This window comes from Streptomyces sp. NPDC051315 (assembly GCF_044455165.1).
In the GTDB taxonomy this organism is placed as follows: Bacteria; Actinomycetota; Actinomycetes; order Streptomycetales; family Streptomycetaceae; genus Streptomyces.
Genome location: NZ_JBITEN010000008.1, coordinates 365,160 through 372,866, shown reverse-complemented (window position 1 = coordinate 372,866; position 7,707 = coordinate 365,160). Strand labels below are relative to the sequence as shown.

The 7,707-nt window shown below is 73.2% G+C and carries 3 protein-coding genes; 2 read left to right on the top strand and 1 reads right to left on the bottom strand.

Features of this window, described 5'->3' with window-relative positions:
• Positions 1 to 4,913: beta-ketoacyl synthase N-terminal-like domain-containing protein (locus tag ACIBBD_RS18405; RefSeq protein WP_399420454.1), on the bottom strand; the 4,913-nt coding region annotated here is incomplete at its 3' end.
• A gap of 399 nt (positions 4,914 to 5,312) precedes the next feature.
• On the opposite strand from ACIBBD_RS18405, the gene ACIBBD_RS18400 reads away from it, so the two are divergent.
• Together ACIBBD_RS18400 and ACIBBD_RS18395 are read left to right on the top strand one after the other, a co-directional pair.
• Positions 5,313 to 6,683: an NDP-hexose 2,3-dehydratase family protein gene (locus tag ACIBBD_RS18400; protein WP_399420453.1), complete on the top strand. Its 1,371-nt coding sequence runs from the start codon at positions 5,313 to 5,315 to the stop codon at positions 6,681 to 6,683.
• Positions 6,680 to 7,684, top strand: coding sequence for a Gfo/Idh/MocA family protein (locus tag ACIBBD_RS18395; protein ID WP_399420452.1), 1,005 nt, complete (start codon positions 6,680 to 6,682; stop codon positions 7,682 to 7,684). The genes ACIBBD_RS18400 and ACIBBD_RS18395 overlap by 4 nt, the downstream gene beginning before the upstream one ends.
• Positions 7,685 to 7,707 lie beyond the last annotated feature (23 nt).

Genomic DNA, 7,707 nt, shown 5'->3' with positions numbered 1-7,707 from the left:
CGCACCCCGAACGACTCCCACACCGCCGCCAGCGACACCATCACCGCCCACAACACCGGCTGCACCACATCCACCCGATCCAGACCCGGCGCACCAGCTTCCCCACGCACCACATCGACCAACGACCAGTCGACAAACGACGACAACGCCTCACCACACTCGGCGAACCGCGCCGCGAACACCGAAGACGACTCCAGCAGCTCCACCGCCATCCCCACCCACTGCGCCCCCTGCCCCGGGAACACGAACACCGGCGAACCAGCCGACGGCGACACCACACCCGACACCACCGGCTCACCCCCCACCAGCACCGCCCGATGCTCGAACACCGACCGCGACACCAGCAACGACCACGCCACATCCACCGACCGCGCCGAACCCAAAGCCAGATGCGTCTTCAACCGCTCGACCTGACCGGCCAACGCCCCCTCGGAACGAGCCGACACCATAAGGGGAATGACCGCACCCTCGCCGTCGGCCGGAGGTTCCGTCGCCTCGGCGGCCTCCGCGGTCTCCGGTTCAGCCTCCTCCACCATCACGTGCGTGTCCGGCTCGGCCTCCTCCAGGATCACGTGCGCGTTCGTGCCGCTGATCCCGAACGACGACACCCCGGCCCGGCGCGGACGCCCGTCCGGCACCTCCCACTCCCGAGCCCGCGCCAGCAACTCCACCGAACCCGACGACCAGTCCACGTACGGCGTGGCTTCCTCGGCGTGCAGGGACCGGGGGGCGACGCGTGCCCTCATCGCCTCGACCATCTTGATGACGCCGGCGATCCCGGCGGCGGCCTGGGCGTGGCCGATGTTGGACTTCAGCGAGCCCAGCCGGAGCGGCCGGTCGGCGTCGTGCTCCTGCCCGTAGGTGGCGAGCAGGGCCCGTGCCTCGATCGGGTCGCCCAGCTTGGTCCCGGTGCCGTGCGCCTCGACCACGTCCACGTCCGCCGCCGACACCCCCGCGTCCGCCAGCGCCGCACGGATCACCCGCTCCTGCGAAAGACCGTTCGGTGCCGTCAGCCCGTTGGACGCGCCGTCCTGGTTGATCGCCGATCCGCGCACGACGGCCAGGACCTGGTGGCCGTTGGCCCGGGCGTCCGACAGCCGCTCCAGCAGCAGCACGCCGACACCTTCCGCCCAGTTGGTGCCGTCGGCGTCGGCGGAGAACGGCTTGCAGCGGCCGTCGTGTGCCAGGCCGCGCTGTCGGCCGAACTCGACGAACATGCCGGGGCTGGACATCACGGTCGCGCCGGCGGCGAGGGCCAGGGAGCACTCGCCGTTGCGCAGGGCGCGCACGGCCAGGTGCAGCGCGACCAGCGAGGACGAGCAGGCGGTGTCGACCGTCACCGCCGGGCCCTCCAGCCCCAGCGCGTAGGCGATGCGCCCCGAGGCCACGCCGGCGGTGGTGCCGGTGAGGACGTGGCCTTCGACGTCTTCGGTGGCTTCGTGGAGGCGGGGGCCGTACTCGGGAGCGGTGGCGCCGACGAAGACGCCGGTGGGGGTGGAGTGCAGGGTTCGGGGGTCGATGCCGGCGCGTTCGAGGGTTTCCCAGGCGGTCTCCAGCAGCAGCCGCTGCTGCGGGTCCATCGCCGTCGCCTCACGCGGCGAGATGCCGAAGAACCCGGCGTCGAACTCGGCCACCCCGTCCAGGAACCCGCCTTCGCGGACGTAGGTCGTGCCCGTGCGGTCCGGGTCGGGGTCGAAGAGGGTGGTGAGGTCCCAGCCTCGGTCGGTGGGGAAGGCGGTGAGGGCGTCCACTCCGTCGGCGACGAGCCGCCACAGGTCCTCGGGGCTGCGTACGCCGCCGGGGAGACGGCAGCCCATGGAGACGATCGCGACGGGATCGTCCACGTCGGTGGGGGCGGCGGGAGCGAGGGGGGTGGTCCCGGGGGTGAGGGCTGCGGTCTCGGGCTCGTCGGGGGTGGCGCGCAAGCGGTCGGCGAGGCGGGCCGGGGTCGGGTATTCGTAGACAGCGGTCGCGGGGAGATCGCCTCCGGTGAGGGCGTTGAGCCGGTCGCGCAGTTCCACGGCGGTGACCGAGTCGACGCCGAGGTCCTTGAAGGAGCGTCGCGGGTCGACGGTCGCGGGGTCGGTGTGGCCCAGCACGACGGCGGTGCTCTCCCGCACCAGGCGCAGGGCGTCCGTGTCGGAGAGACCGGCGGGGGTCTGGGCGGCCTGTGCTGCGGGCGGGCGCCGGTCCGGGGCGGTCGCGGACGCGGCCGGGACCCCGGCGGCGACAGCCGGGGTGTCGGCGTCGGCGATCCAGTGGCGCCTGCGCTGGAAGGCGTACGTGGGCAGGTCGGTGCGGCGCGGTGCGAGGCCGGAGAAGACCGGTGTCCAGTCGACGTCGGCGCCCCGGGCCCACAGGGCGCCGAGGGAGGCCTGGAAGCGGGCGGGGCCGCCGTCGTGGCGGCGCAGGGTGCCGGTGACGACGGCCTGTCGGCTACCCGCGGTGGCCTCGACGGTCTGCTGGACGGGGCCGGTGAGGACGGGGTGCGGGCTGACCTCGACGAAGGCGCCGTGTCCGGCGGCGGTCAGGGCGCGGACGGCGGGTTCGAGGAGGACCGGTCGGCGCAGGTTGTCGTACCAGTAGGCGGCGTCGGTGGCGGGGCCGTCCAGCCAGTCGCCGGTGACGGTGGACAGGAAGGGCACCTCGGGGGTGCGCGGGGTGATGGGGGCGAGGAGCCGCAGCATGTCCTCGCGTGCGGGTTCGACGTGCGCCGAGTGCGAGGCGTAGTCGATCCCGACGCGGCGGGCCCGCACGTTCTCCCGGTCGGCGGTGGCGAGGATGTCGGTGACGGTGTCGGCGTCGGCGGAGACGACGGTGGAGGAGGGTCCGTTGAGGGCGGCGACGGTGACGCGGTCGCCCCAACGGGCGGTGAAGTGCCGGGCGGTGTCCGGGGGCAGGGCGAGCGACACCATGCCGCTGCGGCCCTCCAGGGCGACGAGGATCTTGCTGCGGAGGGTGACGACCCGTGCCGCGTCCTCGATGCTGAGCGCGCCGGCGACGCAGGCGGCGGCGATCTCGCCCTGGGAGTGTCCCACGACGGCGGCGGGCCGGACGCCGTGTGCCTGCCACAGGGCGGCCAGGGACACCATCACGGCCCACAGGACGGGCTGGACGACGTCGGAGCGGTCCAGCGGCGGGGCCGTGGGGTCGCCGCGCAGTACGGCGTCGAGGTCCCAGTCGACGTGCGGGGCGAGGGCGCGTCCGCACGCGGCCAGGCGGTCGGCGAACACCGGTGAGTCGGCGAGGAGTTCGGCGGCCATGCCGTGCCACTGGCTGCCCTGGCCGGGGAAGACGAACACCGGCCGGTCGATGTCGCCGTCGACCGGGCCGGCGGGTACGGCGGTGGCCAGTGCGTGCAGGAGGTCCGTGGTGTCGGTGCCGACGGCGACGGCACGGTGTTCCAGGTGGGTGCGGGTGGTGAGCAGGGACCAGGCGGTGTCGACCGGGTCGGGCCGGCCGGCGCGGACGTGGTGGTCGAGGCGCTCGGCCTGGGCGCGCAGGGCGAGCGGGGTGCGGGCGGAGAGCAGCCAGGGGACGGTGGCGGGGGCGCTGCGCGGGGCGCGCGGTGTCTCGGGTCGGGGGGTGGGGGCGGCTTCGAGGACGAGGTGGGCGTTGGTGCCGCCCATGCCGAAGGAGGAGACCCCCGCCCGGAGGGGGGCGCCGGGGGTGTCGGATGTCCAGGGGGCGAGCTCGCGCTGGACGCGCAGTCCGAGCCGGTCGAGGTCGATGGCCGGGTTCGGCTGTTCGTGGTGGAGGCTGGGGACGAGGTGGCCGTGGGAGAGGCACAGCACGGTCTTGAGGAGCCCGGCGATGCCGGCCGCGCCCTCCAGGTGACCGATGTTGGTCTTCACCGATCCGACGGCGAGCGGGGTACGGCGGCCGGTGGCGGTGCCGAGGACCTGGCCGAGGGCGGTGGCCTCCACGGGGTCGCCGACCCGGGTGCCGGTGCCGTGCAGTTCCACGTAGCCGACATCGGCGGGGTCGACTCCGGCGCGCTCGTAGGCCGTGCGCAGGACCGTCTGCTGAGCGGTGACGTCGGGGGTGGTGATGCTGGTGCCGGTGCCGTCGTTGTTGACGGCCCCGCCGCGGATGACGGCGTACACGTGGTCGCCGTCGGCGAGGGCCCGGTCGAGGAGCTTGAGGACGACGATGCCGCCGCCCTCGCCACGTACGTAACCGTTGGCCCGGGCGTCGAAGGTGCGGCAGGCGCCGTCCGGACTGAGCGCCCCGAACTGGGCGGCGGCCAGGGAGCTCTCGGGGCTCAGGTTGAGGTGCACGCCGCCGGCCAGGGCGAGTTCGCAGTCGCCCTGGCGGAGGCTGTCGCAGGCCAGCTGGACGGCGACCAGGGAGGAGGACTGGGCGCTGTCCACGGTCATGCTGGGGCCGCTGACGCCGAGGGCATAGGACAGCCGGTTGGCGATGAGGGCGCGGTTGAGTCCGGTGAGGGTGTGGTGCCCGGGTCCCGTGCCGGAGCGCCGTACGACGTCGGCGTAGTCGCAGACGTCCGCGCCGAGGTGGACGGCGGTGGCGCGGGGGGCGGAGAGGGCGGGGATGCCGGCGTGCTCCAGGGCCTCCCAGCCCAGTTCGAGGGCGAGTCGGGCCTGCGGGTCCATGGCGTCGGCCTCGCGGGGCGAGATGCCGAAGAACGCGGCGTCGAAGTCGGCGGGCGCGGTGACGTATCCGCCGTGCAAGGGGGCGGTGCCGCCGTTCGGAGTGGGCCAGCCGTCGGCCGGCGCGCCCTCGCGCCGGTCGTCCGGGGTGTCGACGACGGCGCAGCGGCCCGCGGTGAGGAGGTCCCAGAAGGCGGCCGGGCCGTCGGCTCCGGGCAGCCGGCACGCGAGACCGACGACGGCCACGGGTGCGTGGCCCGGCACGACGTTCCGGAGGTCGGTGGGCACCGGCTCGTTCATCGATGGCACTCCAGATACCGAGGGCGTGAGGACGGGAGCAGCCCTCACATTCGCACGCGGTCCGGCGGTGATCGGCAGCCGCGCAAAACGCTCTAGGGGAATTCCTAGCCGGGCGCGGGCCTTTCCCGGCCCGGGCCCCGGCCGGGCCGCCCATCGACCCTGTGACCGGCGCGTAGAAGCGCGGATCCCCGGCCCATAGCCAGTACGGGGGCGGGCCGCAAGAAGGAATCACTAGGCGAATGCTCGAATCGCACCGGGCACGCTGGGAGTCGCGGCATTCGGCTGCCGCCCCCTTCGGGTGCGGATGCCGTCCTTTCGGCGCGGAGGTGCGACCAACGGCGCTCCGGCCGGTGAACCGTACGCAGGGCCGAACGCCTTGGACGAGGAAAGGTCGTACCCATGACACCGACGACCGCGCTGGTGGCGTCGCACTCCGCGGGGACACCCACCGCGGCGAGCCTGGCCGCGTCCGCGGCGGCCGTCGACGGCGGCGTCCTGAGCAACGCCGACCTGGCGGCCTGGCTGGAGGACCGGCGCCGGGCACAGGCGCAACGGGTGGAGCGGATCGCGTTCGCGGAACTGGACGGGTGGACCTTCGACGAACGCTCCGGTGATCTGCGGCACCGCAGCGGGCGTTTCTTCTCGGTGCACGGGCTGCGGGTCGCCTCGGATTTCGGCCCGGTACCGGCCTGGGAGCAGCCGATCATCAACCAGCCGGAGATCGGCATCCTGGGCATCGCGTTGCGGGACTTCGACGGAGTACCGCATCTGCTGATGCAGGCCAAGTCCGAACCCGGAAACATCAACGGGGTCCAGTTGTCGCCGACCGTTCAGGCGACGAAAAGCAACTACATGCGCGTCCACGGAGGTTCGGAGGTTCCCTATCTCGAGCGCTTCCGCCGCCCCGAGCCGGGTTCCGTGGTGGCCGACGTGCTCCAGTCGGAGCAGGGTTCCTGGTTCCTGCGCAAACGCAACCGCAACATGATCATCACGGTGGGTCCGGACGTCGAGGCCGGCGAGGACTTCGCCTGGCTGACCCTGGGGCAGGTGCACGCGCTGCTGCGCGAGGAGAACCTCGTGAACATGGACGCGCGCACCGTGCTGTCCTGCCTGCCGGACTGGCAGGCTCATGCGGTGGAGGCCGTGCACTCGGACGCCGACATCCGTAGCTGGATCACCCGCCGACGGGCCGAGCACGAGGTGCGGGTCACCGCGATCGGGCTGGCGCAGACCGGTGGCTGGAACATGAGCGACACCGAGGTGGCCCATGAGCGCGGCCAGTACTTCAGCATCGTCGCGGTGGACGTCACCTCGGCCCGGCGGGAGGTACGCGCCTGGGCCCAGCCCCTGCTGAAGCCGCACGGCACGGGTCTGTCGGCCCTGTTCGTCCGGCGGTCGCGGGGTGTGCCGCACGCGCTGCTGCGCGCTCGCGCCGAACCCGGGTTCGTGTCGGTGGCGGAGCTCGGCCCGACCCTGCAGTGCACGCCGGAGAACTACGCACATCTGCCGTCCGGCCTCCGGCCGCCCTATCTGGACGAGGTGCTGGCCCGCCGCGCCGACGCCGTCTACGACGTGAAGCTGTCGGAGGAGGGCGGACGCTTCCTGCACGGCGAGAACCACTACATCATCGTCGAGACCGGCGACGACCTGCCGGTGGTGTCCGACGAGTTCCGCTGGGTGTCCCTGCGTCAGGTGGACGAGCTGCTGCGCTACGGCCACCACCTCAACGTCCAGGCCCGCACGCTGATCGCCGCCTGGAGGTCGCTGTGACGGGGGCCGGGGAGCGCACGGTCCGGCTGGGTGCGCTGGGGACGTCGTCGATCGCGTGGCGCCGGGTGCTGCCCACGGTGGTCCGTACGCCGGGGCTGCGGCTGACGGCCGTGGCCGGCCGCTCGGAGGCCAAGACCGAGCGGTTCGCGGAGCGTTTCGGGTGCGCCGCGGAAACGGACTTCACCGCACTGCTGGACCGGCCCGACATCGACGCGGTGTACATCTCGACGCCGACCGGGCTGCACCGCCGCTTCACCGAGCAGGCGCTCAGGGCGGGTAAGCACGTCCTGGTGGAGAAGCCCATCGGGGTGGACGCGGCCGAGGCGCGGGCGCTGTGCGCGCTGGCCGCGGAGCGCGGTCTGGTCCTGCGGGAGAACTTCATGTTCCCGTACCATCCGCAGCACGCCCACGTCCGGGACCTGGTGGAGACGGGCCGAATCGGCCGACTGGCCTCCTTCCGGGCGGCGTTCTGCATTCCCCCGCTGGCCAAGGACGACATCCGCTACGACGCCCGGCTGGGCGGAGGGGCGCTGCTGGACGTCGGTGTGTATCCCCTCCGGGCCGCGTCGCTGCTGCTCGGACCGGGCCTGGAGGTGGCGGGGGCGAGCCTGCGGGTCCGCGTCCAGGACGGGCTGGACCTGTCCGGCCAGGTGCTGCTGGTGGCACCGTCCGGTGTCCTGGCCGAGCTGTCCTTCGGGTTCGAGCACGTCTACGCGTCGACCTACACCCTGTGGGGGGAGCGGGGCCGGGCCACCGTGACACGGGCCTTCACCCCACCGCCGGCTCATCAACCGCTGGTGGTGCTGGAGGAACAGGACCGCGAGGAGCGCCTCCACCTGCCCGCCGCCGACCAGCTCCAGCTGTTGCTGGAGGCGTTCGCACGGCAGGTGCGTGCGGGTGGGGCCGAGGCCGCGGAGAGCGAGGTCCGTGCGGAGGCGATCGCGGCGATGAGGCTGGTGGATGCCGTGCGCGCCACGGCCCGACGCGTTTTTGTCGACTGAACAGACAGCCGAAGAAGACGTGA